Source organism: Actinosynnema sp. ALI-1.44, assembly GCF_001984155.1.
In the GTDB taxonomy this organism is placed as follows: Bacteria; Actinomycetota; Actinomycetes; order Mycobacteriales; family Pseudonocardiaceae; genus Kibdelosporangium.
Map to the genome: position 1 here is coordinate 80,050 of NZ_MTQO01000050.1, position 26,400 is coordinate 106,449.

The following is a 26,400-nucleotide window of genomic DNA, read 5'->3' on the forward strand; positions in this document are numbered from 1 at the left end:
TTGCTCAGAACCTCACCGACCACGGCGGTGGTCGCTCCCGGTGCGCGGCTTGCGGATCTCCGTCTTGTCCTCGTCGACCTGCCAGCGCTCGTAGGCGTCCACGATGTCCGCGACGAGCTTGTGGCGGACCACGTCCGCGCTGGTCAGGGTCGAGAAGTGGACGTCGTCCACGCCGTCGAGGATATCCCGCACCACTTTCAGGCCACTGCGCTGCCCTCCGGGCAGGTCGACCTGGGTGACGTCACCGGTCACCACGATCTTGGACGAGAACCCGAGCCTGGTCAGGAACATCTTCATCTGTTCCGGCGTGGTGTTCTGCGCCTCGTCCAGGATGATGAACGCGTCATTCAACGTGTTGTGCGTCAGCAGGTAATCCTCGGTGACATACAACGAGTCGGCCGCCGCCACCTGGATGCACACGGCCTCTGCGCGACCAGCGGGCTCGATGCTGTCGATGTGCCGCATCGGGCGTCCACCACCGCCAGCAGCGTGGTACTTCTCCCGCTTGCGAGCGAGCCGGAAGGGCTCGATGCCCGATGGAAGGCGGAGATCGACGATGTGTGCGTCGTGGCGGTAGGCGACATCGCGGCCGTTGGCACGACCGGGCTTCCGGCCTTTCGCGGGGCGCACTCGCGTGTAGGCGACACCACCAAGCGACCTGACCAGCCCGATCACGCCATCCTTGAGCGCGGGCGACGTGGTCGTGTACTGGATGCGGCAGGTCCGGTCGAGTTGGGTGACCGGGCCGCCATCGCTGTCGAGCAGTCCCTGCAGGATGGCGAGACGGACCTCAGTGGTGTTCTGGAGGTAGACATCCGGAATGAACTTCGAGTGCGACTTCATGCCGAGTAGGTTGAGCGAGCGGAGCGCACCCGTCACCGGATTCTCCAGGGTGATGACGTCACCCGGCTCCCGCACCCGGTTCAGGATGTAGTCCGGGCCGCTCTTCCACCGAACCGCGACGCCAGGTAGCGCGAATTCCAGCGCTTCGACGAGTTCCGGGTCCCCGGTGGAGAAGGAGGGGGTGGTCGCCCCTGTCAGGCATCCGTCGCCCAACAACAGGCCGAGAGCGTACGGATCCATCGGGACAGTCCGCTCGGGATGACACACAGGCGCGGACAGCACCGGCAGTTCGTAACGCCGGGCATGCGCGGCACGCAGCCTGCCGATCATCTCCTTGGTCTGGAGTACTCGCCAAGGCTTGTTCCGGCGTCGGTCCGAAGCAGTCCGGACCGTCCAGAGGTGCTCACCACAGCAGAGCGCTGACGCGCCGTCCTGAGCAGTGACGCGGTAGATGTCCTTCTCGCCCTGGGGGTACACGCCCAACACGGGTGTAGGTTCGCCATTCGATCCGATGACCAGATCGCCGACCGACAGCTCGCCGATCGGGCGGAAGCCATCCGGCGTGAGCACCTTCGTGGACACCGGTTGCGCCCGACCACGCATGTACGCGAGCGGCGCGACCTCGATCGTGCCCGCCTGGGTCAGCCTCGGGATCGACTCCGGGTCGACCATGTCGTGCAGCGCGTCGTACAACGGCCGCAGGTACGGGTCGATCTTCTCGTAGAGGGTGCCGGGCAGGTAGCCCAGCCGCTCCCCCGCCTCGACCGCCGGCCGGGTCAGGATGATCCGGTTGACCTGCTTGGCCTGCAGCGCCTGCACGGCCTTGGCCATCGCCAGGTACGTCTTGCCGGTACCGGCCGGGCCGATGCCGAACACGACGGTGTGCTTGTCGATCGCGTCGACGTAGTGCTTCTGGTTCAGCGTCTTCGGCCGGATCGTGCGGCCGCGCCTGGACAGGATGTCCAGGCTGAGCACCTCGGCCGGGGACTCGGCCGTGCCTGCGGAGAGCATGCCGATCGAGCGCCGGACGGCGTCGGCGGTCAGCGGCTGGCCGCTGCCCGCGAGCGTGGACAACTCGGCGAAGACGCGCTCGCCGAACGCCACGTCGGCCGGGCTGCCCGACAACGTGACCTCGTTGCCGCGGACGTGGACATCCGCGGCAAGGAGTTCCTCGACGATGCGGAGGTTCTCGTCGCGCGAGCCGAGCAGCGACAGCAGTGCCGCGTCGGGCACGGAGAACCTGGACTGCGCCGCGTGACCGGGCTGATCGGACTTGGGGGCGGACGCGTTGGGGTCCACCTGAGGTGAGCCGTTCTTCCCGTTGACGGGAGTCTCGGATGATCGGGCGGCTCCACCCGGTGCGGTACCGGCCACGAGGCCTCTGGCCTGCTTTCTGCGCTGACGCGCCCTGCTAGTCGTTCGTCGCTGACATTGACGATGCTAGCCGCAGGGGCAGGCAAGTCGCAGCGAATACCTGCTCACGGGGTGCCGAAGTGACCCAACTGTGCACCGCCGAGCAGGTGCATGTGCACGTGGAAAACCGTCTGCCCGCCGTCGGCGCCGGTGTTGAACACCAGGCGGTAGCCGGATTCGGCGAGCCCCTCGGCCTCGGCGACCGCACCGGCGGCGACTGTCAGGTCGCCGAGCAGGGCGGGCTCCTTCTTGGCCAGATCGACCGCGTCGGTGTAATGCGCGCGGGGAACGATCAGGATGTGCGTGGGCGCCTGCGGGTGAAGATCTCGGAACGCGAACGTGGTCTCGGTCTCGTGCACGGCGGTCGACGGCAATTCACCGGACACGATCCGGCAGAACAAGCACTCGGAGCTCATGCGCGAAGACTAATAGCTCCCGATCCCCGCATTTCCGGGACGCCATCAAGGCCCGCGTCCACTCCAGTGGACGCCTGCGAATAGGGAACACCCGGTACGAGAAGGTGGGGAGATCAGATGATGGGAGGCTTGGACGCTCCGCTGCGGCTGGGCTCGCGCCCGCCGCAGCGGAGCTCCGCCGGACCGAGGGGGGAGGTGTCCGGCGGCTTCCATGACGCCCTGACGAGCGCCAAGTCTTGTCGGCGCCCAGGTGGACACCCAGGCGACGGCCTTCGAGGCAGAGCGTAGACCGTCCATCACCAAGTGCGCCACCAGGTCAGGAAAATTGATCTTTCCCGATGACAGGAGCCCCTTGTCAGTCTACGCGCGTCCAGTGGCTCGCAGACCTCACGCGCGATTCCTACTTGGTGGAAGGATGGCTCACTGTGCGCATGACTTCTGGGGGTGTCGTGGCACGTTCCGTCGTTGTGGCGAGCGTGGTCGCGGCCGTCTGTGCCATGGTGCCGATTGCCGCCGCCCAGCCGCAGCCGAGCGTGCGACCGGCTCTGACCTGGTCGGACTGCGGTGGCGGTTTTCAGTGCTCGACGCTGCCGGTGCCGCTTGACCACGACAAACCGTTCGGTTCGAGCATTGACCTCGCCGTGATCCGGTTACCCGCGAGTGATGGGGCCAAACGGATCGGTTCACTGTTCGTGAACTTCGGCGGGCCCGGTTCCGGCGGTTTGCAGCGGCTTCGCCGAACGGGCCAAATGGCCATGGCTGTTCTCCGACGAGGTGCGTTCCCGGTTCGATCTGGTCTCGTGGGATCCGCGCGGGATTGCCGGCAGCGCGGCGGTCCGGTGCTTCGACACGCTGGCCGAGCAGCTGGAGTTCTTCGGAGAATTCCCCGAAATGCCGGTCACCCCTGCGGGTGAGTCGCCGTTCTACGCCAAGTCCGCACAACTCGCGGACCGGGGTGCCGGGACGTTCCCCGCAACTGGCAAGGTCGGCGCACCGGACGCGAACCCCTTCGGCTGACCCGGGTCCGCGTTCGCCGGAGGCAGGTGCGGAAATGGGATGCTTGCCGGGTGCCAGGGGCGGTCGAGCAGAACCTGCGGCGGATGAGCCACGTGATCGTGGCTGCTCTGCGCACCACCGTTCTGGTGGGCGTGACTGTCATCGCGGCACTGCGGGGCGGTCCGGAGCTCTGGTGGGTGCCGGCGGTCGTCGTCGCGTGGAGTGTGACGTTCGTCCTGTGCCGCGACAAGGCGTGGATCGTGCCCGCCGACACGGCACTCGTCGTGGGGCTGTGCCTGGCTCAACAGTGGCTCGTGGCCCCCGAAGACCTCAGCACCAGCACGAACTGGGTGCTCACAGCGGTTTCCGTGACCGCGGTGGCGCATCAGTGGTTCGTCGGCATCGGGGCCGCGAGCGTGTCCGTCACGGCGTTGGTCGCCGCTTACCTGGTGGGCGTGTGGCTGGCGTCCCCCACGGACTGGCTGTCGGCGCTGCCGATCGGCTTGTGGACGTACGGCGAGGCCACGGCTTCGCGCGCATTGTTCTTGCTGCTGAGGTCCGGGGCACGGGCTGTCGACCGGACCGCGGCGCAGTTGGAGCAGACACGGCGGGACACCGCGATCGCCGTCGCCCGCCGCGCCGAGGAACGCCACCACCTCGCCGCGCTGCACGACACCGCGGCCGCGACAATGCTCGCCGCCGGGTTCGGCATGGTCGACGGCAACGAGCCGTGGCTGGCCGAACAAGCGGCGCGGGATATCCGTGTGCTGACCGAGCAGGCCGACGAACCCGTTGGTGTGCTTGATCTTGTCGACGTCCTCGCGGACGTCACGCGGTTCAGCCCGCTGGCCGTCGTGGTGAGCGGTCCGGAGTCGCTGCCGCTGCCCGCCGGGCCCGCGCTGGAAATCGGGCGGTGCGTGCGGGAGGCGCTGACGAACGTCGCGCGGCACGCAGGTGTCGACAGCGCCGAGATCAACACGACGTCCTCGCCGGTCAGCGTTCGGATCGTCGACCGGGGCAAGGGATTCGACCCGGCGGACGTGCCGGTGCACCGGCGCGGCATCTCGGGCTCCATTGTGGAACGGATGCGCCGGGCGGGCGGTACGGCGGCGGTGTTGTCCAAGCCCGGCGGGGGGACGACAGTGCGGTTGGTGTGGCCCCATGACCGGTGAACCAGTCGACTCCACAGTCCGGGACCTGACGATTTCCCAGCTGTCGCGGGGTTTCCGGATGGCGAACCTGGTGATCGTGCTCGTCACCCTGCTGGGTCTGGCGTTGCCGTCGCTGCTGTCGAACGCGGCTGTGTACCACAGCTTCGCCGTGCAGGTCGTCGTGTTCACCGCCCAGGTGCTGGTCGCCGTCATCGCCGGACTGCTGATCCGGCACGAGCGGCTCGGGACCGTCACACGGTGGTTCCTGCTGTTCGTGAGCGTTGCCACGTACTTGGTCGCCACCACCGGGGTCCCCGCGTCGCACCAGGTCGCGCAGGAGACGGACTGGTCGTTCGGGGTGATCGGCTGGCTCGGGATGTTGTTGCTGCTCGACCGGACGGTTCTCGGCGCGGTGCTGTTGCTGAGCGGTGTCAACGTCTTCGCCGCCGGGTACCTGATCGCCATCGGTGAGGACGTGCTCAGGTTCGCCGTCGGCGCGATCCTCGTACTCGGCTTCCAGCTCGCCTTCGCGGCGGCGGCCGGAACGCTGCGCCGGTTCGCCGCGAGCGCGAGCACGGCGGTGCGCGACGCCCAGCGGCTGCGGACCGCGCAGGCTGTCGCCGACCAGGTCCAGTCGGACCGCAGAGCCCGGTACACCGGCCTCGCCGAAACCACCGTCCCGCTGCTCACCGACCTGGCGACCGGCCGCACGGACCTGACCGACGAACGGACACGAGCCAGGTACGCCGTCGAGGCAGCCCGGATGCGCAGGCTTTTCGCCGAGACCGACGAGGTGCCCGATCCCCTTGTGCACGAACTGAAAGCGTGTGTCGACGTGGCCGAACGCAATGGCGTCGCGGTACACATGGACACGTGGGGCGAGCATCCGGTGCCGCCGGTGGAGATCCGCCGTACGCTGATCGAACCGGTCATGCGGACACTCGCGGTGATCTCCGGGACGACCGCGCGTGTCACGGTGCTCGGTTCGGGGAACGCGGTGACCGTCAGCGTCGTCACAGAAGGGGTTGTCGCAGAAGAAGTCACGGACTCGACGGCCGCGGACGCGCCGGTGACCGTGCGCACGACGACCACCGACGGGATGATCTGGGTGGAGGCGACCTGGTGGACGTGATCAACGGGATCAGTGTGGCCGTCGTCGACGACCACCCGGCGATCGCGGCCGGGATCGAGGCGTGGTGTGCCGCAGCGGATCCGCCTGTCCGCGTGGTCGATTCCGGCAGCACGCCCGCGGTGGCGTGGGCCGGTCCGGGTGGCGACGCGGACGTGGTCGTGTTCGACCTGCAACTGGGCGGTCAGGTGCCCGCCTACCGCGACCTGCGGCACCTGGTCGACGCGGGCAGGCAAGTGGTCGTGTACTCGATGCGCGACGACCGGGAGACCGTGCTGACGTGCCTGGACATCGGGGTTTTCGCGTACCTGAGCAAGACCGAGGGACCGAGGCACCTGGTGCCCGCGATCCAGGCCGCGGGCCAGAACCTGCCGTACACGCCGCCGGTGATGGCGCGCGCGTTCGGCACCGACACCCGCACCGAACGCCCCCAACTCACCCCGCGCGAGGTGGACGTGCTCGTCAGCTGGTTCGCCTGCGAGTCCAAGGACATGGTCGCCCGCAAGCTGGGCATCACCGTGCGGACGGTGAACAGCTACATCGACCGGGCCAGGATCCGGTACGCGCACGCTGGCCGTCCGGCGCCGACGAAGGCCGCCTTGGTCGCGCGGGCGATCCAGGACGGCCTCGTCGGGTTGGAGGAGTTGTAGGTCACGGCGTTTGTGGGTTGAACGACCGGCAGCGCGTGGCCTCGGTCGGCATACCGTCGTGACTGGGGGTTACCAGCGGGGGGAGAGAGCGCCGATGGCTCCCAGAGCCACGGCGGCGGCAGTAGAAGCGCGCAGGACGCTCGGACCGAGTCGGACGGCCTGCGCGCCCGCCGCACGCAGCACGGCCATCTCCTCGTCGCTGACGCCGCCTTCCGGGCCGACGACCACGACGATGTCGCCGTGCCGCGGCAATGCGACATCCGCGATCCGCTGACCGGCCGAGCCTTCGAGCACCAGGCCGAGCGCGCCGTCCAGGAGTTCCACCAGGTCCTTGGTGCCGACCGGGTCACGCACTTCGGGCACCCACGGGCGCCGGGCCTGTTTGGCCGCCTCGCGGACCGTGTTGCGCCAACGCGCCAGCGCCTTTTCCCCGCGCGGGCCGTCTTCCCACTTGGCCACGCAGCGGGACGCGCGCCACGGCACGATCTCGTCCGCGCCCGCCTCGGTGGCCAGTTCCACCGCCAGCTCACCGCGATCGCCCTTGACCAGCGCCTGCGCGACCAGCACACGCGGCTGCGGCGCGGGCACGTCCGCTCGCTCGGTCACCCGCAGCCGCAACGCGTCCCGGCCTTCAGGGGCGTCGACCACGCACGTCGCCACACCGCCCGCGCCGTCCGAGACCGTCAGGGTCTCGCCTGGGCGCAGGCGTTTCACCGTTGCCGCGTGCCTGCCTTCCGGGCCGTCGAGGACGAAGTCGCCGTCCCGGGGCAGGGTGTCGACCAGGAACAGCGGTGGTGTGCTCACCGTCAGCGGGAACGGTGCGAGCGCAGCCGGGAGAACAGGCCGCCGCCCTTGCCGTTGGTCGTGGCCAGGCCGCCTTCGTCCTCACCTCGCAGGGACGCCAGCTCCCGCAGCAGCTCCTGCTGGCGCGCGTCCAGCCTCGTCGGCACCTCGACGTCCACGTGCACGTGCAGGTCGCCGCGGCCGTCGACCCGGCCGGACTGACGCAGCTTCGGCATGCCCCGGCCGCTCATCAGCAGCTCGGTCCCGTGCTGGATGCCGGGCTCGAGCTCCAGTTCCTCGACGCCGTCGAGCGTCTCCAGCGGGAGCACGGCACCGAGCGCGGCCGTGGTCATCGGGACGCGCAACGTGCAGTGCAGGTCCGCGCCGGACCGCTCGAACGTCGCGTGTGGCTGTTCCTCGACCTCGACGTACAGGTCACCGGCGGGGCCGCCGCCCGGGCCGACCTCACCCTGGCCGGACAGCCGCACGCGCATGCCTTCCGCGACGCCCGGTGGCACCTTCGCCACGATCGTGCGACGCGAGCGGACGCGGCCGTCGCCCGCGCACTGGCGGCACGGGTCCGGGATGACCTCGCCGAGACCACGGCACACCGGGCACGGCCGCGCGGTCACGACCTGGCCGAGGAACGAGCGCTGTACCGCCTGGATCTCGCCGCGGCCACCGCAGGTCTCGCACACCTCGGGCGCGGTCCCCTCAGCGCAGCCCGACCCGCGGCACAGCTCGCACAGGATCGCGGTGTCGACGGTGAGTTCCCTGCTCACACCGGTGAGGCACTCCTCGAGCGTGAGCCGCATCCGGATCAGCGCGTCCGCACCGGGCTGCACCCGGCTGCGCGGGCCACGCGTGCTGCCTCCGGCCGCGCCGAAGAAAGCGTCCATGATGTCGCCGAGACCGAACCCGGCGAACGGGTCCCGCATGCCACCGCCAGCGGCGGCGTTGTCCAGCGGGTCCCCGCCCATGTCGACGATCTTGCGCTTCTGCGGGTCGGACAGCACCTCGTAGGCGGCTGTGACCTCCTTGAAGCGGTGCTGCGCCTCCTCGTCCGGGTTGACGTCCGGGTGCAGCTCGCGCGCGAGCTTGCGGTAGGCGCGTTTGATCTCGTCGGCACCGGCGTTGCGCTGCACGCCCAGGATGCCGTAATAGTCCCTGGCCACCTTCGTCATGTCCTCCTGCCGCAGTGCGGTCCGCGGTATGGCACCGCACCCGGCTCTGCCCCGTTGATGATCATCGAGCTGTCAGAATCTCCCCGACGTAGTTGGCAACCGCTCGAACCGCGGCGATAGTTCCCGGGTAGTCCATCCGCGTCGGGCCGACGACTCCCATCCCGCCGAGCAGCTCGGTACCGCCGTAGCCGATGGACACCACCGAGGTGCTGCGCATCTGCTCGGCCTCGTTCTCACCGCCGATGTGCACGGTCACCGTGCCCGCGTCCTGCGCGGAGGCGAGCAGCTTGAGGATGATGACCTGCTCCTCGAGCGCCTCCAGCACCTGGCGCAGGGAGCCGGGGAAGTCGGCGACGCTGCGGGTCAGGTTGGCCGTGCCGCCGAGCACCAGCCGCTCCTCCGGGTGGTCCACCAGCGATTCGACCAGCACCGAGCCGACCCGGGTCATGGCGTCGCGCAGGTCGTTCGGCGCGGACTCGATCAGCTCGGCGACCTTGACCGCGGCGTCGGTGAGCCGCTGTCCGGCCAGCGTCGAGTTGATCATCGTGCGCATCCGGGCGAGCGCGTCCTCGGTGATCACGTCGCCGAGGTCGACCATCCGCTGGTCCACCCGGGCGGTGTCGGTGATCATCACCAGCATCAGCCGCGCCGGGGTGATCAGCACCAGCTCGATGTGCCGGACCGCGGCGCGGGTCAGCGTCGGGTACTGCACGACGGCGACCTGCCTGGTCAGCTGGGCGAGCAGGCGCACGCTGCGGCGCAGCACGTCGTCGAGGTCGACCGCGCCTTCCAGGAACGTGCCGATCGCCCGGCGCTCGGCCGCCGAGAGCGGCTTGGCCTCCGAGAGCCGGTCGACGAACAGGCGGTAGCCCTTGTCGGTCGGGATCCGGCCCGCGCTGGTGTGCGGCTGCATGATGTAGCCGTCCTCTTCCAGCGAGGCCATGTCGTTGCGGACCGTCGCGCTGGAAACACCCAGGCTGTGCCGGTCGACGATCGCCTTCGACGCCACCGGCTCGTGGTTGGACACGTAGTCGGCCACGATCGCGCGAAGCACTTCGAAACGACGTTCGTCGGCGTTCACCACTGTCCTCCCCACTCGACTGGCCGGCTCGACCCCGCTGGTGCTCACCTCAAGTTTACGGAGCGACCCGGTGGGTTGGCGCCACCACTTGGTCTCGACTGCGTGGCGGCTGGTCAACACCGGTCCGGGTGACGTGGCGCACCCCTTGGCGGCCGTCGCCGCCACGAACAGAGCAGGGGGACGAATCCGCTGGGTGACCACCCGCCCGGCTGCCGCCACTCTCCGTGCTGGACCACGATTGGTCCAGTGGTTGCGAACGGGGGTTCGTTGGGGGTATTCGGCAGACTTCCGTTCGTGACCACTGGCGATGGTCGTCTGTCCGCGCACCTCTGAGGGAGTTCGCCCGTGCACCCGGATGCCCCCGCCGCCGTGCGGGCATTCGCCCCTGCCCGGCTGACGATGGCCAGGCAGCTCGCGGGCTGGCGCAGGCGGGACCTCGCCAAGGCGATCGACCGCACCGCCGCGGCCGTGTCGCAGTACGAACTGGGCCAGTCCAAGCCCGGCGCCGAGACGCTGTCGCGGTGCGCACGGGTGCTCAACGTGCCGCCGTCGTTCTTCACCATGGGCCGCCCACAGCTGCTCCTGGACACGGCACAGGCTCATTTCCGTTCGTTGCGCGCGACGACCGCGACCCAGCGGCAGCAGGCGCTGGCGTACGTCGAACTGATGTGGGAAGTGCTCGAACAACTCGACCGGGTGATCGAACTGCCCGCGTTGGACGTGGGCATCCCGCTCGGTGTCCCGCACAGCGATCCCGGTCTGACGGCGCGCATAGTGCGCACGGTGTGGGGAGTGCCGGTCGGGCCGGTGGCGCACCTGGTCCGCAATCTCGAGGCACGCGGTGTGGTCACCACGCGCATTCCCATGCCGGACAACGACGCCATCGACGCGTTCTCGTCCGCTTTGACCGGTCGTCCGGTCATCGCGTTGACCTGCAAGGAAAACCCCATGCGGCAGCGGTTCTCGGTCGCGCACGAGCTCGGCCACCTGCTGCTGCACCCTGAGCCGGAGCCGGGCAGCCCGCGGCACGAGCACGAGGCCGACGACTTCGCGGCGGAGTTCCTCATGCCGGAGGACGAGATCCGCGACCAGCTGCCGTGTCCGGCTGACTTCGAGGCGCTCAAGGACCTCGCTGACCACTACGGCGTGTCCACCGCCGCGCTGGCCCACCGCGGCAGGAACCTGGGGGTCTACGACGAGCCCGCTCTCCGGCTGATCACGGCCACGCTCACCCGGCTCGGCTGGCGCACGCACGAACCGGTCAACTCCGGCCACCCCGGCGAACAGCCCGAGCTGCTACGACTGGCTATCGACCTGGCCGCGGCGAACGGGCCCGCGCTGCCGTCGCTGGCCGCCCGGCTCCACATCGGACTGCCCCGGCTGCGCGCGTTGATCGGGCTGTCGGACACGCGCCCGCGCCTCCGGCTCATTACAGGCGCGGGCTGATCACGCCTGTTCACGCCGTACGCGTGCGGCGTTCCCGCGCTGATTCGACACGGTGTCGACGACCACCCAAATGGAGCAGTGGTCTAAACCTTCCCCGAGTTTGGAAAGTTTGTTAACGTTTCAGGCCCCGGTCAGCGGTTCACCACGCCGGTCATCGGTACATGGAGGAGTCGTGGACGTCAGGTACTCGACCAATCCGGCGCAGGCACGCGGGTTCGACACCGCGCAGCCGCATCGGCACCACCTGGTCGAGGACGTGCCGTCACGCCTGGAGCCGACCGGCTCCCCGCGCACGGACCACTTCTGCGAACGGCGCGAGCCCGCAGCTTTCTGCGTCGACGGCCGCGGAGCGGTGATCTACGACGGTACCGCGTACGAGCTCGAACGGGGAGACCTTGTTCACATCGGGCGCGGGCGCTACATCGACGACATGGACCACGCCGCCATGACGGATCCGCGATGACGTACCTCGACGAGCTCTTCTCGCTGGCGGGCAGGACCGCGCTGGTGACCGGCGCCCGCACCGGCATCGGCCGGGCGATCGCGGTGGCACTGGCCGGCGCAGGCGCGGACGTGGTGCTGCTCGGCCACGGCGGCGACTTCTCGCCGGTGCGCGCGGAGATCGCCGCACTCGGGCGTGGACAGTCCACTGTGGTCACCGTGGACCTGTCGGAGCCCGCCGGGGTCGCCGCCGGAGCGCGTGCGGTCCTGGCCGGGCAGCGGATCGACATCCTGGTCAACAACGCGGGAATCATCCGGCGTTCCGACGCGGTCGAGCACTCCCTCGAGGACTGGCGCGCGGTGCTGTCGGTCAACCTCGACTCGGTGTTCGAGCTGACCAAGACTGTCGCCGAACCGATGCTGCGCCGCCGGTCCGGCAAGATCATCACCATCGCTTCCCTGCTCAGCTTCCAGGGCGGGATCAGGGTTGCCGCGTACACCGCGAGCAAACACGCGGTCGCGGGGCTGACGAAGACGCTGGCCAACGAATGGGCAGCAAGCAATGTGCAAGTCAACGCGATAGCCCCCGGCTACTTCGCGACCGACAACACCGCGGCACTGCGCGCCGATCGGCAGCGCGACGCGGAGATCACCGCCCGCGTCCCGATGGGACGGTGGGGTTCTCCCGACGAACTGGCCGGTGCCGCGGTCTTCCTTGCCGGTTCGGCTTCTGACTACGTAACTGGACACGTATTGGCGGTGGATGGTGGCTGGCTCGCTCGCTGAGAACCTGTACCGAGATGTCGTCCCGCTCAACGGGGCGCCCCCACAAGCTCCCGCGCCCAGGGAGGAAGAGACAACCGACAAGCGCAGCCACACCGGCACGCTGGAACGCGGTCTGGCGGTGCTCGAACACGTCGGGCTGCGCCAGGAGATCTCCACCAACGCCATCGCGACCCAACTGGGCCTGTCGCGCAGCGCGATCTACCGGATCGTGCACACGCTCAAGGAACTGGAGTACCTGGAGGCCGACCACGTCACCGGCCGCGTGCGACTCGGCCCGCGCCTGGTCGAACTCGGCGTGCAGGCGATGGCCTCGACGGACCTGCACAAGGCGGCGCCGCAGTACCTCGCCGGGCTCGCCACCCGCAGCGGCGAGACGATCTTCCTGGCCGTGCCGGACGGCGACGGGATGGTCTATGTCGCCAAGGACCGGGGCGCCAACGCGGTCACCCTGCACTGCCAGCTGGGCACAAGGCGCCCGCAGCACGCGTCGTCCCTCGGCAAGGCATGGCTCGCCGCACTCGCCCCCGCCGATCGCGTCGAACGCGTCACCCGGATGCGGCTGGACCGCCTGACGCCCAACACGATCGTCGACCGCACCCAGTTGCTCGACGAACTCGACCGGTCGAGCAAGCGCGGCTGGGCCGTCGACAACGTGGAGAACGAGCCCGATGTGGCGTGTGTCGCCGCGTCGATCCGTGACCGCACAGGGCAACCCGTCGCGGCGATGAGCATCGCGGGCCCAGCCGGGCGCGTGCTCATGCGGATCGAGGAACTGGGTCAGCTGGTCGCGGACACGGCCGGGACGTTCTCGCGCCGCCTGGGTTACCTGCCGTAGCGGGAACGCGCCGTGCTCCAGGATCGGCACCATCCTCAACGGATTGCCCGCGCGGCGTGATCTCGTCGCTCCAGGCCGAAGTGCTCAGCTGGATGATCCCGACGCGCTGACCACGGGTACGGTAGGTGAGGTGAAGCCGGGCCTGCTTGTGTCGATCATCGCCGCGATCGCGCTGGTGATCGCGGGCGCGGCGACGATCGTGCTCGCGGCCAACCAGCCGGAGCGTCCCCGGGACTACTCCTACACACGGGAAACACGCGATCCCAGCCTGCCGCCGGCCTGCATGCACAGGTTCGAGATCTCGTTCCGCACCGACGCGGAGATGATCAAGGCGTCGGACAGCCTCGAGAACGACAGGCGCTTCTACAACCCGAGCTTCATGACGCAGGCGCAGAACTACGAACGGCTCAAGCAGACCTTCGCCAACCAGCCGGAGGTGCTCAAGCTGCTGCGAGAGGACACCGTGCCCGCCACCGGCACCCTGTTCCCGTCCTATTCGGATCCGGGCAACACGCGGGAGCTGATCGAAGAGCTCCGGCGCGAGTACGGGTCCGCCAGAGTGACGGACCCGTGTGAAACGCCCAGCAGCTCCAGGCGACCGGTACCGACCACCGCCACGAGCGCTACGCGGCCTAGCCGGTGACCTCGATGCGGCGGGGCTTGGCCACGTCCTTCTTGGCGACCGTGACGGTCAGGACACCGTCGGCCAGCTTGGCCTCGACCTTGTCCGCGTCCAGGTTGCGCGGCAGCGACAACCGGTAGGAGAACTTGCCGGTGCGGCGAGTGCTGTGCCGCACCGCGCCCTTGTTCTCGCGTTCCTTGAGCTCACCCGTGATCGACAGGCCGGTGCCGTTCAGGTCGACGGTCACGTCCTCTCGCTGGACGCCGGGTACGTCGAGTTCGACCACGTAGTCGGTCTCGGTCTCCGTCACGTCCGCGGCCGGGGTCCACGCGGCCTCCCGGCTGTACCGGCCGAGCTGCGAGAACAAGGTCTCGAACTCGCGGAACGGGTCCCAGCGCTCGGTGGGGCTCAGCGTACGGACTGCAGGCAGCGCCATGATCTTCCACCTCCATCACCACTTCGGCCGCCCTGGCCGAACTACTCACCTCAACGAGGTTGAGCGGAGGCTTGTTCCCAAAGTTGAGTGTTACTCACGCAACTTCAGGACGTGTCGCAGCGCCCCCCGGAGATCCCCCTCGGCATCCGGCGTCCGCCATGCGACGAAGAAGTCCGGCCGGACGAGAACAGCCCCTGCCTCCGTCACGCCGTACGCCTTCGCCCAGGCCTCGCCTTCGAGCAGGTGAGCGGTGAGACCGACCTCCCGCGCCTTGACCACCCAGTGCGCCGAGCCGGTCAGCACCACGAAGCCGCGGCCGAACAGTTCGATCGTGGAAGACCCGTCCGGGAGCACGACGTGTGGCGCACGAGAGCCCGGCCGGCCGGTCGGCTCCGGTTCGAGCAGTTCGCCCTCGTCTCCCGGTTCCAGCACGACGGCGTCGCTGACGTGCCGGTAGCCGAAGAACAACATCGAGGTGGGGTCAGCAGGCGGCATGAGCGTGCCGTCGTCCAGTTCCGGGGCCATCCGATGGACGTAGAAGGTGTACTGCTGCTCGGCGATGTACTCCGAGTACGGCCGCCGCTCGGGTGTGTGGCTGTCGAGCAACTCGGGCCCCGCCTCGCCCTTGATCACCATCGCGAGCTTCCACGCCAGGGAGAACCCGTCCATGATCGCGGTGTTCCCGCCGAACGCGCCGGTCGGCGGCATCACCCTGACCGCGTCGCCGACCAGGTGCACGCGGCCGGAGCTGAACGAGTCCGCCACCCAGTGCTGGGTGTCGCTGTTCCCGCTCACCTCCAGCAACCGGACGTCGAGACCGGGGACACCCGCGGCGACCCGGATCATCTCGACCCATCGGTCCTCGTCGTACTCGCCCGTGCCGACGCCCAGCGCGTACCGGCCGGGCTCGTCGGTGCTGACCAACACGCCACCCGCGCCGGGCAGCTCCGGATTCTTCAGGTATACCAACGCGTTGCGCGGCAGCACGGACGACAGGTCGGCCTCGAAGATCGCACCGACCCCGGTGCCCAGCACACCTCGACCGGCCACGCCGATGCCCAGCGCCTCGCGGATCGGACTGCGGTGGCCGTCGGCGCCGACCATGTAGTCGACACGGACGGTTTCCTCCTCCCCCGTTGCCAGGTCACGCAGCAATGCCACGACGCCGTCCTGGTCCTGGGTGAACTCGACGAGCTCGGTCGAGAAACGCACGGTCGCGCCGAGGTGCACGGCGCGTTCGGCCAGGATCGGCTCCACGCGTTCCTGACTGGCGTTGGCCCAGCCCGCCGACGAGAAGTCCGACAGGTCGGGGCCCCCGTCGTCCACCAGGATCTCGCTGTGGACGGGCCCGGCGGCCGTCCCGGCGACGATGATCCGGAACTGGAAGTCCGGCGGCGACGCGTCGGCGACGCGCTGGTCGACACCCGCCAGCCGCAGCGCTTCCATCGTGTGCGGGAACTGCCCGCGGGCTTTCGGGTGCAGCGACGTCGTGGCGTGCCGCTCGACCACGAGCGACTCCACGCCGTGCAGCCCCAGGAACATCGCCGTGGACAGACCCGACAAACCCGCTCCGACTATCAGAACCCGCATAACCCCTCCCAGGACGAACACCGTTCGATGGTTTCGAACGCTGTTCTAACTTCGAACATCGTTCGTGTCAAGTACAGTGTTCCCCGTGGAGCTACCGGACCCGCCATGGCGCACGGCCGCGCGCAAGCCCGTACGACAGCCGTTGAGCCGCGACAAGATCGTGGACACCGCGCTGGGCCTGCTGGAAAAGGAAGGCATCGACGCCCTGTCGATGCGCCGGGTCGCCCAGGCGCTGAACACCGGACCGGCGTCGCTGTACGCACACGTACGCAACCGCGACGAACTGTGCGAGCTGATGTTCGACCGGATCCTCGGCGAAATCGACTTCCAGCCACCCGACCCGGGGCGTTGGCGCGCGCAGCTCAAACAGCTCTGCTTCGACCAGGTCGCGGCGATGGTCAAATACCCCGGCATCGCCTCGGTCGTGATGAACGCGATGATCCCCCTCGGCCCCAACGCGCTGCGGCACGGCGAGGCGATGCTGGCGATCCTGCGCAGCGGCGGCCTGTCCGAACGGCAGGCGGCATGGGCATTCGACGCGCTCGGCCTCTACGCCAAGGCCTACGCGGCCGAGGTGGCATCGTGGCGGGACGGAGCCGAGGAGGAACTGGCCGAGCGGGGGCGCCAGATGGCCGAGTACATGCGGTCGCTCCCGGCGGGCACGTTCTCGAATCTGATGGCCATCGGGCCGTTGTTCTCCGCCGAGACCGCGCGGGAGCGCTTCGAGTTCGCGATCGACACGTTCATCGCGGGCCTGGACGCGCTGGCAGAGCGCTGATCAGGGCAGCAGGCGGCGCACGATCCCGTCCGCCAGCAGCCGCCCCTCGTCGGTCAGCACCGCGCGGCCCGCGTCGAACGCGGCGTGGCTGAGCAGGCCGTCGGCCACCGCCACCTTCGCCTCGGCCACACCGGGCTCGTCGAGGACGCTCAGCGGAAGTCCTTCGACCAGACGCAGTTCCAGCAGCACGCGCTCGACCCGGCGGTCCTCATCGGACAGTGTTTCCCGTGCGGCTGCCGGGGACCTGCCCTCCGCCAACGTCTGCGCATAGCGCGCCGGGTGTTTCACGTTCCACCACCGCACCCCGCCGACATGGCTGTGCGCGCCCGGTCCGGCGCCCCACCAGTCGTGGCCGCGCCAGTAGTTGAGGTTGTGCCGGCAGCGGGCCGCCGTGGACGCGGCCCAGTTGGACACCTCGTACCAGCGGAAACCACTCGTCGAGAGGACCGCGTCGACCTGCTCGTAGCGTTCGGCGAGCACGTCGTCGTCCGGCGAGGGCAGTTCGCCGCGACGGATCCGCCGCTCCAGCGCCGTGCCCTCCTCGACGATCAACGCGTACGCCGACACGTGGTCGACACCGGCGTCGAGCACCGCGTCCAGCGATGCCTGCAGGTCGTCGGGTCGTTCACCCGGGGTGCCGTAGATCAGGTCCAGGTTCAGGTGCTCGAACCCCGCCGCCCGCGCCTCCGCCGCCGCGGCGACCGGACGGCCGGGTGTGTGCTTGCGGTCCAGGATCCGCAGCACGTGCGGCGCGACGGACTGGGCGCCGAGCGACACCCGGTTGTACCCGGCGCGCAGGATCTCGGCGAAGAACTCCGACGACGTCGACTCCGGGTTGGCCTCGGTGGTCACCTCCGCCCCGGAGGTCAGGCCGAACGAGCCGCGCACCGCGTCCAGCACCGAGGCCAGTCCGCTCGCGCCCAGCAGCGACGGGGTGCCGCCGCCCACGAAGACCGTGCTCACCGGCGGCGCCGACCCCAGTACCCGGGCAGCCAGGTCCAACTCCCGGCGCAGGCCCTCCAGCCAGGACTCCGGCGACGCGGACGTGCCCAGCTCACCGGCGGTGTACGTGTTGAAGTCGCAGTAGCCGCAGCGGGTCGCGCAGAACGGCACGTGCACGTACACCCCGAAGGGCCTGCTGCCCAGCCCGGCGAGCGCCTCGCCCGGCAACGCGCCGTCGGCGGGTGCCGGATCACCAGGGGGAAGTGTGGAGGCCACGTCCAAGATTCTCGCACCCGCATGCCGGGACGAGGGGCGCAGGTCAAGCCCCGGTGTCCCTTGTCCCAGCATGCGGATGGCAGTAGACCACCTGATGGACGCGTGGCACGCTGAGGTCATGTCTGCTGTCGTGCCGGTCCTCCTCGTGGCTCGTCGCCACGTGGATTTCCTGCGCGTCAACAGCGACTTGTGCCGGCGCTGACCCGTTCGCCGGACAGTTGTTTCTTCACACCGGCGTCGGACACGCCGGTTTTCCGTGTCCTCGGATGAGGTCGGGCTGGCGTGTGCGAGCGCCCCGATCCCGAAGGACGCCACATGGCTCCGCCAACCACCACCCCCAAGCGGGCCAAGCAGCGCCGGGGCGAGGGACAGTGGGCACTCGGTTACCGCGAACCGCTCAACCCGAACGAACGCAGCAAGAAGGACGACAACCCGCTCAACGTCCGTGACCGGATCGAGAACATCTACGCGCACGGCGGGTTCGAGTCGATCGACCCGGCCGACCTGCGCGGCAGGTTCCGCTGGTACGGCCTCTACACCCAGCGCAGGCAGGGCATCGACGGCGGCCGCACGGCCACGCTCGAGCCGGAGGAGCTGGACGACGAGTACTTCATGCTGCGCGTGCGCATCGACGGCGGTGCGGTCACGACGCGGCAACTGGCCGTGATCGGCGAGATCTCGCAGACCTACGCGCGCGACACGGCGGACATCACCGACCGGCAGAACATCCAGTACCACTGGATCCGCATCGAGGACATGCCGGTGATCTGGCAGAAACTCGAAGCCGCGGGGATGACCACGATGGAGGCGTGCGGCGACAGCCCGCGTGTGATCCTCGGCTCACCCGTGGCGGGCATCTCCCGTGACGAGGTGATCGACGGCACACCCGCCATCGAGGCGATCAAGAACACCTACATCGGCGACAAGGCCTTCTCGAACCTGCCGCGCAAGTTCAAGACCGCGATCTCCGGTCTGCAGGACATCGCGCACGAGGTCAACGACGTGGCGTTCGTCGGGGTGGTGCACCCGGAGCACGGTCCCGGCTTCGACGTGTGGGTCGGCGGTGGGTTGTCGACCAACCCGATGCTGGGCAAGCGGCTCGGCGCGTGGGTGCCGCTCGACGAGGTGCCGAAGGTCTGGGAGGCGGTGATCAGCGTCTTCCGTGACTACGGCTACCGGCGGCTGCGCCACCGCGCCCGGATCAAGTTCCTCGTCGCCGACTGGGGCCCGGAGAAGTTCCGCGAGGTCATGGAGGAGGAGTACCTCGGGTACAGGATGGTGGACGGCCCCGCGCCGGAAACCCTGGCGTACCAGATCGACCACATCGGCGTGCACGAGCAGAAGGACGGCCGGTTCTACCTCGGCGCGGCACCGATCGCCGGGCGCGTCTCCGGGTCGACCCTGGTCGAGGTCGCCAAAGCCGCCGAACGCGCGGGCTCCGGCCGGGTCCGGTTCACCCCGCACCAGAAGCTGCTGGTGCTGGACGTGCCCGAGGCCGAAGTCCCCGCGCTGAAGGCCGAACTGGCCAAGCTGGGCCTGCAGACCGACCCGTCGCCGTGGCGGCGCGGCGTGATGGCGTGCACCGGCATCGAGTTCTGCAAGCTGGCCATCGTGGAGACGAAGGCCCGTGCGGCCGACCTGGTCTCCGCGCTGGAACAACGGCTGGCCGACGTGCAGGCGGGTGTCGAGCACCCGGTGACCGTGCACATCAACGGCTGCCCGAACTCCTGTGCCCGGATCCAGACCGCGGACATCGGTCTCAAGGGCCAGATCGTCACCGACGCGGACGGCAACCAGGTCGAGGGCTTCCAGGTGCACCTGGGCGGCGGGCTCGGCCTCGACGCCGGGTTCGGCCGCAAACTCCGGGGCCACAAGGTGACCGCCACCGAACTGTCGGACTACGTGGAACGGGTCGTCCGCAGCTACATCAAGCAGCGTTCCGACGGTGAGCGCTTCGCGCAGTGGGTTCAACGCGCGGACGAGGTTGATCTCAAGTGACTGAGCGTGCAACACCGTTTCATTGCCCTTACTGTGGCGAAGAAGACCTTCGCCCACAGGAGGAACCGCAGGCGGCCTGGTTGTGCACCGGGTGCCGCCGCGTGTTCGTGGTGAAATTCGTCGGGATCTCAATGGGACAGGTGTCGAAGTGACGACAGCAACCGATGAGTTAAGGGATCTGGCTGAGAAAGCGTCGGGGGAACTGGCCGACGCGAACGCGGCCGAAGCGTTGGAATGGACCGCGCGGACGTTCGGCGACGACTGGATTCTCGCGTCCAACATGCAGGACGCGGTCCTGATCGACCTCGCGGTCAAGGCGAAGCCGGACTTCGACGTGCTGTTCCTGCAGACCGGCTACCACTTCCCGGAGACCATCGGTCTGCGGGACGCGGTCGCCGCGACCTACCCGGACATCACCATCGTCAACGCCCTGCCGGACAAGACCGTCGCGGAACAGGACGCCGAGGAAGGCCCGGACCTGTGGCAGCGAGCACCGGACCGCTGTTGCGCGATGCGCAAAGTGGTGCCGTTGCGGCGAACCCTGGCCAACTACGACGCGTGGGTCACCGGTGTGCGCCGGGTCGACGCGCCGACCAGGGCGAACACCCCGATCGTGCAGTGGGACGAGCGCAACGGGCTGGTGAAGATCAACCCGATCGCCCCGTGGACCGACGAGGAGTTCCGCGAGTACATCGACCGCAACGGGATCCTGGAGAACCTGCTGGTGGCGGAGGGATATCTGTCCATCGGCTGCGCGCCGTGCACGGCGAAGGTGGCGCCGGGCGCGGATCCCCGCAGCGGCCGGTGGGCGGGTCAATCCAAGACCGAGTGCGGTCTGCACGGCTGAGAAGGGGTATCTGTGACGCTCGCGCTTGACCGTAAAACGGGGAATCTCGACGCGCTGGAGTCGGAAGCGATCCACATCTTCCGCGAGGTGGCGGGCGAGTTCGACCGGCCGGTGATCCTGTTCTCCGGTGGCAAGGACTCGACACTGCTGCTGCACCTGGCGATCAAGGCCTTCTGGCCCGCGCCGGTGCCGTTCCCGCTGTTGCATGTGGACACCGGGCACAACTTCGACGAGGTCATCGAGTTCCGGGACCGCGTCGTGGCCAAACACGGCCTGCGCCTGCACGTGGCGCACGTCCAGGACTGGATCGACGACGGCAGGCTGACCGAGCGTCCCGACGGCACCCGCAACCCGCTGCAGACCGTGCCGCTGCTGGACTCGATCACCGAGCAGAAGTTCGACGCGGTGTTCGGCGGCGGCAGGCGTGACGAGGAACGCGCGCGGGCCAAGGAACGGATCTTCAGCCTGCGCAACGCGTTCGGCCAATGGGAGCCGCGCAGGCAGCGTCCCGAACTGTGGAACCTGTACAACGGCAGGCACCGTCCGGGAGAGCATGTCCGGGTGTTCCCGCTGTCGAACTGGACCGAACTGGACGTCTGGAACTACATCGCCCGGGAGAAGATCGAACTGCCGGACATCTACTACGCGCACGACCGCGAGGTCTACCTGCGCGACGGCATGTGGCTCGCCGAAGGACCGTGGGGCGGCCCGCGCGAGGGCGAGACGCTGGAACGCCGGACGATCCGGTACCGCACGGTCGGCGACGGATCCTGCACGGGCGCGGTCGATTCGGACGCGAGGACCATCGAGGACGTGATCGCCGAGGTCGCCGCGTCGCGGTTGACCGAACGCGGCGCGACCCGCGCGGACGACCGGTTGTCCGAGGCGGCCATGGAGGATCGCAAACGCGAGGGGTACTTCTGATGAGCGATCTTCTCAGGCTCGCGACGGCGGGCAGCGTGGACGACGGGAAGTCCACCCTGGTCGGACGGTTGCTGTACGACACGAAGTCGGTGCTGGCCGACCAGTTGGACGCGGTGCACCGCGCCAGCGCGGACCGCGGCTTGTCCACACCGGACCTGTCGTTGTTGGTCGACGGTTTGCGGTCGGAACGCGAACAGGGCATCACGATCGACGTGGCGTACCGGTACTTCGCCACGCCCAAGCGGTCCTTCGTGCTCGCCGACACACCCGGACACGTCCAGTACACGCGCAACACCGTCACGGGCGCTTCGACCGCGCAGTTGGGGATTCTGCTCGTGGACGCGCGCAACGGCGTCGTCGAGCAAACGCGCAGGCACGCGGCCGTGCTCGCGTTGCTGGGTGTGCCGAGGCTGGTTCTGGCTGTCAACAAGATCGACCTGGTCGGCTACGACGAGTCGAACTTCGAACTGACCGCCAAGGAATTCGCCGCGCACGCCAGCGCGTTGGGGTACGCCGATTCCGAAGTGCTCACCATTCCGGTGTCCGCACTCGTCGGTGACAATGTCGTGGAACGGTCCGACAACACGCCTTGGTATACCGGGCCGACGTTGCTCGAGTACCTGGAAACAGTTCCGGTCGAACCGGATCCGCACCACGTACCGTTCCGTTTCCCGGTTCAGTACGTGATTCGCCCCCGTACTCCCGAGTATCCCGATTACCGCGGCTACGCCGGACAGGTCGCCGCGGGCACCATCACGCCCGGCGAGGAGATCGTCGTGCTGCCGTCGGGATCGCGCAGCATCGTCGAACGCATCGACACCCCGGACGGCGAACTGGCCGAAGCGACAGCCGGCCAGTCCGTCACCCTTGTCCTTTCCCACGATCTGGATATCTCGCGCGGGGACTTGATTTCTGTCGCGAGTACTCCCCCGGTCGTCGCCGACGAGTTCGGTGCGACGCTGTGTTGGTTGGCGGACAAGGATTTGCGGCCGAACGCACGTGTGCTGGTGAAGCACGGGACAAAGACCACTCATGCGTTCGTCACCGAATTGATCTCGCGTTTCGACGAACAAAAGCTGTCCAGTGTGGAGTTGCCCGAATCGTTGCAGTTGAATGAGATCGGCCAGGTTAGGATTCGCACCGCGGAACCGTTGCCCGTGGACGACTACACCGCCAGTCGACGAACCGGAGCATTCCTGGTCATCGACGCGAGTGACGGAACCACATTGGCCGCAGGTCTCGTCGGCGCACCGTTGCCCGTCCGAGACCCCATTCGTGACCCCGTTCGTGACCCCGTTCGTGACGCTGTCGACCCCGGACCCTGACTCCCCTTTCTTGGCGCTTGAGAGGAAAGAACCGTGAGCACAACTCGCACGCTTCGCTTACTGGCCGCCGCGACAGCGGCACTAGCCCTCGCAGCGGGGTGTTCACGAGCCGACAGCGGCAACGCACCGAAACAAGCGCAGGCAGAGGGACCAGCCGAGGTCCGGCTCGGCTACTTCCCGAACGTCACGCACGCGCCGGCGATCATCGGGCACAAGAAGGACTACTACACCAAGGAACTGGGCTCGACGAAGCTCGCGGTGACGAACTTCAACGCGGGACCGGAAGAGGTCAACGCGCTGCTGGGCAAGTCGCTGGACATCGGGTTCATCGGCTCCGGACCGGCGATCAACGCGTACACCAAGTCCAACGGCACGATCCAGCTGGTCTCCGGCGCGGTCTCGGCGGGCGCGCAGCTGGTCACCAAGCCCGAGATCACGTCGATCGAGCAGCTTCCCGGCAAGAACATCGCCACGCCGTCGCTGGGCAACACGCAGGACGTCTCGCTCAAGAAGCTGGTCAAAGAGAAGAACCTGGCAGGCGTCAAGATCACCAACCTGGACAACCCGAAGACGCTGGACGCGTTCCGCAAGGGCGAACTGGACGGCGCGTGGCTGCCTGAGCCGTGGTCGTCGCGGCTGGTGCTCGACGCGGGCGCGAAGGTGCTGCTGGACGAGAAGTCCCTGTGGCCGGACGGTCGTTTCCCGACCACGGTGATCATCGTGCGGCAGGAGTTCCTGCAGCAGTACCCGCAGACCGTCCAGGCGGTCCTGCGTGGCCACGTCAAGGCGACCGAGTGGGCCAGGGGCAACGAGGCCGACGCGAAGAAGGTCGTCAACGACACGCTCAAGGAGCTGACCGGCAACGCGTTGGGCGCGCCGGTGCTGGACAGCTCGTTCAAGGCGATCGAACTGACCATCGACCCGATCGCGTCGACGCTCCCGCAGCTGGCCAAGGACTCGGTCACCGCGGGGATCGTGAAGTCCGCCGCCGACCTGAAGGGCTTCCTCGACCTGTCCGCGCTCAACGAGGCGCTGAAGGCGACCGGCAAACCGGCGGTGGACGCCGCCGGACTGGACAAGAAGTAGGAGCACGGCAATGACCGCCACACTCAGCACTTCCGAGCACGTGCAGTCCGGCATCGCGGTGGAACTCTCGGCGGTGGGCAAGGTGTTCGGCCGCGGGCAACAGGCCGTGGCGGCGCTGGACGGGGTGGACCTCACCGTCGCGCCGGGCGAGTTCGTCTGCCTGTTGGGCGCGTCCGGCTGCGGCAAGTCCACGCTGCTCAACCTGGTCGCGGGGCTCGACGCGCCGACGGCGGGCGAGATCGTGCTGAACACGTCCCGGCCCGCGGTGATGTTCCAGGAAGCCGCGCTGATGCCGTGGCTGACCGCGGCCCGCAACATCGACCTGCCGCTGCGGCTGGCCGGGTTCGGCAAGGCCGACCGGCAGACCAAGGTGGCGGAACTGCTGGATCTGGTGCGGTTGAGCGGCGCCGGGACCAAGCGTCCGCACGAGCTGTCCGGCGGTATGCGTCAGCGTGTGGCCCTCGCGCGCTCGCTCGCCGCGACCCAGCGGGTACAGGGCGCGGACGAACCCGCCATGTTGCTGATGGACGAACCGTTCGCCGCGTTGGACGCGATCACGCGGGATGTGTTGCAGGGTGAGCTGTTGCGTGTGTACGAGCGGACCAACACCGCGGTTCTGTTCGTGACGCACGACGTCCGCGAGGCCGTGCGGCTCGGGCAGCGCGTGGTCCTGCTGTCGTCGCGGCCCGGCCGCGTCGTCCAGGAGTGGTCCACCAAGGACGAAACGAACGAGTCGCTGACCGAGGAGATCACGGCAAGGCTGCGCGAGGTGATCAGCACCCATGCCAAGTCCTGAAGTCCAGGACCTGTCGAAGGTCGAGGCCGGCCTCGACGCGCTCGACACGCCGACCACCACGCAGACCGAGCCGCGTCGGCGGCGCGTCCTGCGTGCGGCGCTGCCACCGGTCATCGCTCTGGTCGTGGTGGTGGCGATCTGGCAGGCGCTGTGGGCAGCGGCCTTCTGGCCGGAGTTCCAGCTGCCCGCGCCGCTCGCGGTCTGGTCGAAGTTCGAGGACCTGGTCGGCACCGGCAAGATCTGGGAGGTGCTGTGGACGTCCATCCACCGCGCCGCGCTCGGATTCCTCGCCGCGGTGGTCATCGCCACGCCACTCGGCTTGCTGGTGGCCAAGGTCCGGCACGTCCGCGCCGCGATCGGCCCGCTGCTGAGCGGGTTGCAGTCGCTGCCGTCGGTGGCGTGGGTGCCCGCCGCGATCCTGTGGTTCGGCCTGAACGACGGGTCGATCTACTTCGTGGTGCTCGCCGGGTCGATCCCGTCGATCGCCAACGGCCTGGTCGCCGGGATCGACCAGATCCCGCCGATCCTGCCGAGGGTCGGCAAGACGCTCGGCGCGGGCAAGCTGGCCGCGGCCAGGTTCATCCTGCTGCCCGCCGCGCTGCCCGGCTACATCGCGGGCCTCAAACAGGGCTGGGCGTTCTCGTGGCGGTCGCTGATGGCGGCCGAACTGATCGCGCAGAGCCCCGACTTGGGCTTCGGGCTGGGCGCGTACCTCAACGAGGGCTCCAACTACAACGACATGGCCGAGGTGCTGACCGCGATCTTCCTGATCCTGATCGTCGGGATCGGCATCGACCTGCTGCTGTTCCGGCCGATCGAACGAGCCGTGCTGCGGGCGCGCGGCCTGACCGGAGCGTTGACGTGATCCCTCTTGTGGCGGTGGCCCACGGCAGCCGCGATCCCCGTTCCGCCGCGACGATCACCGCGCTGGTCGACGTGGTCAAGGCACTGCGGCCGGGCATGGACGCCCGTGTGTCCTTCATGGACCTCTCGGCTCCCCGGCTCGGCGACGTGCTCGCCGGGCTGCGGGGCCCGGTGGTCGTGGTGCCGCTGCTGCTCGGCCGCGCGTACCACGCGAAAGTGGACGTCCCGGCGCTCGTGCGCGAGGCGAGCCTGCGCAACCCGAGGCTGTCGGTGACGGTGTCGGACGTCCTCGGCCCGTCGTCGTGGCTCGAATCGGCCGCGCTGCGCAGGTTGAACACCGCGGGTGCGGCATTCGACGATTCGTCGCTCGGTGTGGTCCTGGCGGGCGCGGGCTCGTCGGACGCCCGTGCCAACGCGCGGGTCGCGGCCATCGCCGAGCGCTGGTCGGTCCAATCAGGATGGTCTGGTGCGGTAGCGGCTTTCGCGGCCTCCGCCACCCCGGACGTCCCCACGGCCGTCGCCGCGCTGCGCGAGCGCGGGGCGTCGCGGATCGCCGTGGCCTCGTGGTTCCTGGCACCGGGTCTGCTGCCCGACCGGGTGTACGAGGCCGCTCTCGCACTGGACCCGCACGCGTTGATCGCCGAGCCGCTCGGTGCGGACCCGGGCGTGGCCGAACTGGTCCTGCACCGCTACGACGAGGCCCTGCAGGGCCTGGACCTGGAACGCACCGGCTGAACGCGGTGTAAATGCTTTGATAGCGCC

General features: G+C 68.8%; 26 protein-coding genes and 3 pseudogenes. 19 read left to right on the plus strand and 10 right to left on the minus strand.

The window, feature by feature from the left end; genetic code table 11:
• Positions 1-12: 12 nt before the first annotated feature.
• The 4 genes and pseudogenes from ALI144C_RS57920 to ALI144C_RS32870 all read right to left on the minus strand — a co-directional run.
• A pseudogene (locus ALI144C_RS57920) lies at positions 13-354 on the minus strand (PhoH family protein); the annotation flags it as partial.
• 264 nt (positions 355-618) lie between these two features.
• Positions 619-1,446, minus strand: a pseudogene (locus ALI144C_RS58745) (LAGLIDADG family homing endonuclease); the annotation flags it as partial.
• A pseudogene (locus tag ALI144C_RS57930) lies at positions 1,435-2,217 on the minus strand (PhoH family protein); the annotation flags it as partial. The pseudogenes ALI144C_RS58745 and ALI144C_RS57930, both read right to left, overlap by 12 nt.
• A 104-nt stretch (positions 2,218-2,321) precedes the next feature.
• Positions 2,322-2,672 (minus strand): histidine triad nucleotide-binding protein, encoded by a 351-nt coding sequence (locus ALI144C_RS32870; RefSeq protein WP_076991102.1) that lies wholly within the window; start codon positions 2,670-2,672, stop codon positions 2,322-2,324.
• 774 nt (positions 2,673-3,446) lie between these two features.
• Here ALI144C_RS32870 and ALI144C_RS57935 point away from each other — a divergent pair.
• Genes ALI144C_RS57935 through ALI144C_RS32890 form a run of 4 tightly spaced genes read left to right on the plus strand, consistent with a single transcriptional unit; the run spans position 3,447 to position 6,598 of the window.
• On the plus strand, positions 3,447-3,689 hold the full coding sequence (locus ALI144C_RS57935) for a hypothetical protein (protein ID WP_076991103.1): 243 nt from the start codon (positions 3,447-3,449) through the stop codon (positions 3,687-3,689).
• Between the two features lie 50 nt (positions 3,690-3,739).
• Complete coding sequence (locus tag ALI144C_RS32880) at positions 3,740-4,840, plus strand: sensor histidine kinase (RefSeq protein ID WP_143231016.1); 1,101 nt, start codon at positions 3,740-3,742, stop codon at positions 4,838-4,840.
• Entirely contained in the window at positions 4,830-5,951 is a 1,122-nt protein-coding gene (locus ALI144C_RS32885) for a hypothetical protein (protein ID WP_076991105.1), read from the plus strand. Before ALI144C_RS32880 ends, ALI144C_RS32885 begins: the two co-directional genes overlap by 11 nt.
• Positions 5,942-6,598, plus strand: a complete 657-nt coding sequence (locus tag ALI144C_RS32890; protein ID WP_330359629.1) for a response regulator transcription factor — start codon at positions 5,942-5,944, stop codon at positions 6,596-6,598. The genes ALI144C_RS32885 and ALI144C_RS32890 overlap by 10 nt, the downstream gene beginning before the upstream one ends.
• Positions 6,599-6,667: 69 nt before the next feature.
• On the opposite strand, the gene ALI144C_RS32895 is transcribed toward ALI144C_RS32890, so the two are convergent.
• The 3 genes from ALI144C_RS32895 to hrcA all read right to left on the minus strand — a co-directional run bounded on the left by ALI144C_RS32895 (position 6,668) and on the right by hrcA (position 9,649).
• Positions 6,668-7,402 carry a 16S rRNA (uracil(1498)-N(3))-methyltransferase gene (locus ALI144C_RS32895; protein WP_076991106.1) on the minus strand — a complete coding sequence of 245 codons (735 nt, stop codon included), beginning with the start codon at positions 7,400-7,402 and terminating at the stop codon, positions 6,668-6,670.
• 2 nt (positions 7,403-7,404) lie between these two features.
• Entirely contained in the window at positions 7,405-8,556 is a 1,152-nt protein-coding gene (gene dnaJ / locus ALI144C_RS32900; RefSeq protein ID WP_076991509.1) for a molecular chaperone DnaJ, read from the minus strand.
• Positions 8,557-8,626: 70 nt separating this feature from the next.
• Entirely contained in the window at positions 8,627-9,649 is a 1,023-nt protein-coding gene (hrcA, locus tag ALI144C_RS32905) for a heat-inducible transcriptional repressor HrcA (RefSeq protein WP_076991107.1), read from the minus strand.
• Positions 9,650-9,991: 342 nt separating this feature from the next.
• Here hrcA and ALI144C_RS32910 point away from each other — a divergent pair, with 342 nt between their 5' ends.
• The 5 genes from ALI144C_RS32910 (at position 9,992) to ALI144C_RS32930 (ending at position 13,797) form a co-directional block, all read left to right on the plus strand.
• Positions 9,992-11,092 (plus strand): helix-turn-helix domain-containing protein, encoded by a 1,101-nt coding sequence (locus ALI144C_RS32910; RefSeq protein WP_076991108.1) that lies wholly within the window; start codon positions 9,992-9,994, stop codon positions 11,090-11,092.
• 172 nt (positions 11,093-11,264) lie between these two features.
• Positions 11,265-11,555, plus strand: a complete 291-nt coding sequence (locus ALI144C_RS32915) for a hypothetical protein (RefSeq protein ID WP_076991109.1) — start codon at positions 11,265-11,267, stop codon at positions 11,553-11,555.
• Positions 11,552-12,319, plus strand: coding sequence for an SDR family oxidoreductase (locus ALI144C_RS32920; protein WP_076991110.1), 768 nt, complete (start codon positions 11,552-11,554; stop codon positions 12,317-12,319). The genes ALI144C_RS32915 and ALI144C_RS32920 overlap by 4 nt, the downstream gene beginning before the upstream one ends.
• Positions 12,297-13,154, plus strand: coding sequence for an IclR family transcriptional regulator (locus ALI144C_RS32925; RefSeq protein WP_083753602.1), 858 nt, complete (start codon positions 12,297-12,299; stop codon positions 13,152-13,154). The genes ALI144C_RS32920 and ALI144C_RS32925 overlap by 23 nt, the downstream gene beginning before the upstream one ends.
• A 130-nt stretch (positions 13,155-13,284) precedes the next feature.
• A complete protein-coding gene (locus tag ALI144C_RS32930) occupies positions 13,285-13,797 on the plus strand; it encodes a hypothetical protein (protein WP_076991111.1) in 513 nt (170 codons plus the stop codon).
• Here ALI144C_RS32930 and ALI144C_RS32935 read toward each other — a convergent pair.
• Together ALI144C_RS32935 and ALI144C_RS32940 are read right to left on the minus strand one after the other, a co-directional pair.
• Positions 13,787-14,212, minus strand: coding sequence for an Hsp20/alpha crystallin family protein (locus tag ALI144C_RS32935; RefSeq protein WP_076991112.1), 426 nt, complete (start codon positions 14,210-14,212; stop codon positions 13,787-13,789). The two genes, ALI144C_RS32930 and ALI144C_RS32935, sit on opposite strands and share 11 nt — an antisense overlap.
• A gap of 90 nt (positions 14,213-14,302) precedes the next feature.
• Positions 14,303-15,802: an FAD-dependent monooxygenase gene (locus ALI144C_RS32940; protein WP_076991113.1), complete on the minus strand. Its 1,500-nt coding sequence runs from the start codon at positions 15,800-15,802 to the stop codon at positions 14,303-14,305.
• A gap of 85 nt (positions 15,803-15,887) precedes the next feature.
• On the opposite strand from ALI144C_RS32940, the gene ALI144C_RS32945 reads away from it, so the two are divergent.
• Entirely contained in the window at positions 15,888-16,580 is a 693-nt protein-coding gene (locus tag ALI144C_RS32945) for a TetR/AcrR family transcriptional regulator (RefSeq protein ID WP_237774437.1), read from the plus strand.
• On the opposite strand, the gene hemW is transcribed toward ALI144C_RS32945, so the two are convergent.
• Entirely contained in the window at positions 16,581-17,798 is a 1,218-nt protein-coding gene (gene hemW, locus ALI144C_RS32950) for a radical SAM family heme chaperone HemW (RefSeq protein ID WP_237774438.1), read from the minus strand.
• A 315-nt stretch (positions 17,799-18,113) separates the two neighbouring features.
• Here hemW and ALI144C_RS32955 point away from each other — a divergent pair, with 315 nt between their 5' ends.
• From ALI144C_RS32955 to ALI144C_RS32995, 9 genes are read left to right on the plus strand one after another with little or no spacing between them, the layout of a single operon-like run.
• A complete protein-coding gene (locus ALI144C_RS32955) occupies positions 18,114-19,796 on the plus strand; it encodes a nitrite/sulfite reductase (RefSeq protein WP_076991115.1) in 1,683 nt (560 codons plus the stop codon).
• A complete protein-coding gene (locus ALI144C_RS57940; RefSeq protein ID WP_076991116.1) occupies positions 19,793-19,948 on the plus strand; it encodes an Insertion element protein in 156 nt (51 codons plus the stop codon). Before ALI144C_RS32955 ends, ALI144C_RS57940 begins: the two co-directional genes overlap by 4 nt.
• The gene (locus ALI144C_RS32965; RefSeq protein WP_076991117.1) at positions 19,945-20,643 is read left to right on the plus strand and encodes a phosphoadenylyl-sulfate reductase; all 699 of its coding nucleotides are present in this window, start codon (positions 19,945-19,947) and stop codon (positions 20,641-20,643) included. The genes ALI144C_RS57940 and ALI144C_RS32965 overlap by 4 nt, the downstream gene beginning before the upstream one ends.
• A gap of 12 nt (positions 20,644-20,655) precedes the next feature.
• Positions 20,656-21,567, plus strand: a complete 912-nt coding sequence (cysD, locus tag ALI144C_RS32970; protein ID WP_076991118.1) for a sulfate adenylyltransferase subunit CysD — start codon at positions 20,656-20,658, stop codon at positions 21,565-21,567.
• The gene (locus ALI144C_RS32975) at positions 21,567-22,892 is read left to right on the plus strand and encodes a sulfate adenylyltransferase subunit 1 (RefSeq protein ID WP_076991119.1); all 1,326 of its coding nucleotides are present in this window, start codon (positions 21,567-21,569) and stop codon (positions 22,890-22,892) included. Before cysD ends, ALI144C_RS32975 begins: the two co-directional genes overlap by 1 nt.
• A 33-nt stretch (positions 22,893-22,925) precedes the next feature.
• Positions 22,926-23,978 (plus strand): ABC transporter substrate-binding protein, encoded by a 1,053-nt coding sequence (locus tag ALI144C_RS32980; protein ID WP_076991120.1) that lies wholly within the window; start codon positions 22,926-22,928, stop codon positions 23,976-23,978.
• Positions 23,979-23,988: 10 nt separating this feature from the next.
• Complete coding sequence (locus ALI144C_RS32985) at positions 23,989-24,774, plus strand: ABC transporter ATP-binding protein (RefSeq protein WP_076991121.1); 786 nt, start codon at positions 23,989-23,991, stop codon at positions 24,772-24,774.
• Positions 24,761-25,639 (plus strand): ABC transporter permease, encoded by an 879-nt coding sequence (locus ALI144C_RS32990; RefSeq protein ID WP_076991122.1) that lies wholly within the window; start codon positions 24,761-24,763, stop codon positions 25,637-25,639. The genes ALI144C_RS32985 and ALI144C_RS32990 overlap by 14 nt, the downstream gene beginning before the upstream one ends.
• Positions 25,636-26,373, plus strand: coding sequence for a sirohydrochlorin chelatase (locus tag ALI144C_RS32995; RefSeq protein WP_237774439.1), 738 nt, complete (start codon positions 25,636-25,638; stop codon positions 26,371-26,373). The genes ALI144C_RS32990 and ALI144C_RS32995 overlap by 4 nt, the downstream gene beginning before the upstream one ends.
• Positions 26,374-26,400 lie beyond the last annotated feature (27 nt).

What these genes read in the sequence shown, in the direction of transcription:
- ALI144C_RS32885 (WP_076991105.1), top strand. Translation starts at nt 4,830, where the DNA reads ATGACCGGTGAACCAGTCGACTCCACAGTCCGGGACCTGACGATTTCC.
- ALI144C_RS32935 (WP_076991112.1), bottom strand. Translation starts at nt 14,212, where the DNA reads ATGGCGCTGCCTGCAGTCCGTACGCTGAGCCCCACCGAGCGCTGGGAC.
- ALI144C_RS32990 (WP_076991122.1), top strand. Translation starts at nt 24,761, where the DNA reads ATGCCAAGTCCTGAAGTCCAGGACCTGTCGAAGGTCGAGGCCGGCCTC.
- ALI144C_RS32955 (WP_076991115.1), top strand. Translation starts at nt 18,114, where the DNA reads ATGGCTCCGCCAACCACCACCCCCAAGCGGGCCAAGCAGCGCCGGGGC.
- ALI144C_RS32920 (WP_076991110.1), top strand. Translation starts at nt 11,552, where the DNA reads ATGACGTACCTCGACGAGCTCTTCTCGCTGGCGGGCAGGACCGCGCTG.
- ALI144C_RS32975 (WP_076991119.1), top strand. Translation starts at nt 21,567, where the DNA reads ATGAGCGATCTTCTCAGGCTCGCGACGGCGGGCAGCGTGGACGACGGG.
- ALI144C_RS32925 (WP_083753602.1), top strand. Translation starts at nt 12,297, where the DNA reads ATGGTGGCTGGCTCGCTCGCTGAGAACCTGTACCGAGATGTCGTCCCG.
- ALI144C_RS32985 (WP_076991121.1), top strand. Translation starts at nt 23,989, where the DNA reads ATGACCGCCACACTCAGCACTTCCGAGCACGTGCAGTCCGGCATCGCG.
- ALI144C_RS32940 (WP_076991113.1), bottom strand. Translation starts at nt 15,802, where the DNA reads ATGCGGGTTCTGATAGTCGGAGCGGGTTTGTCGGGTCTGTCCACGGCG.
- ALI144C_RS32870 (WP_076991102.1), bottom strand. Translation starts at nt 2,672, where the DNA reads ATGAGCTCCGAGTGCTTGTTCTGCCGGATCGTGTCCGGTGAATTGCCG.